Origin of the sequence: Neoluteolibacter marinus (assembly GCF_014904755.1) — a bacterium.
Taxonomy (GTDB): domain Bacteria; phylum Verrucomicrobiota; class Verrucomicrobiia; order Verrucomicrobiales; family Akkermansiaceae; genus Haloferula; species Haloferula marina.
On record NZ_JACZFQ010000037.1, the window covers coordinates 1 to 527 of the forward strand.

1 protein-coding gene is annotated in these 527 nt (G+C 58.4%); it reads left to right on the forward strand.

Features of this window, described 5'->3' with window-relative positions; all coding sequences use genetic code 11:
- Positions 1-416 (forward strand): four helix bundle protein (locus IG178_RS09165; RefSeq protein WP_226895224.1); only part of this gene is annotated, 416 nt, incomplete at its 5' end.
- Between the last annotated feature and the right edge of the window lie 111 nt (positions 417-527).

Sequence of the window (527 nt, forward strand, 5' to 3'; positions counted from 1 at the left end):
CTTGCGCGAACCATGCGCTTTGCGCTATGCCCCATGCAGGCCTTCGGCCTCCCCACATGCATAAGTTTCGCTTCCAAGACTTCGAGATATGGAAGGATGCGATCCGTATCGGGGGAGAACTCGATCGGATTGCGGATGCTCTCGAATCCCGCAAGAAGTTCCGCTACGCCGAACAATTGCGAGGGGCCGCTCTCAGCATTTCGAACAACATCGCGGAGGGGTCGGGCAGCACGTCCAACAAGGAATTCCAGCAGTTCCTGAACTATTCGCGTCGTTCCGTTTTCGAGAATGCGAATATGGTCCTGTTTCTCATCACCCATGGGCACCTCCCGGCGCAGGGGTCTGAAGAGCTTTTGGAAGCGCTCGATCGCCTTTCAGCGAAGATCCTGAATTTCTCGCGATCGTTGGGAAGGTAATCGGCATTTGGGAGCAGAGGGCATGGGGCAGGGTGCATGGGGCAGGGTGCATGGGGCAGGGTGCATGGGGCAGGGTGCATGGGGCAGGGTGCATGGGGCAGGGTGCATGGG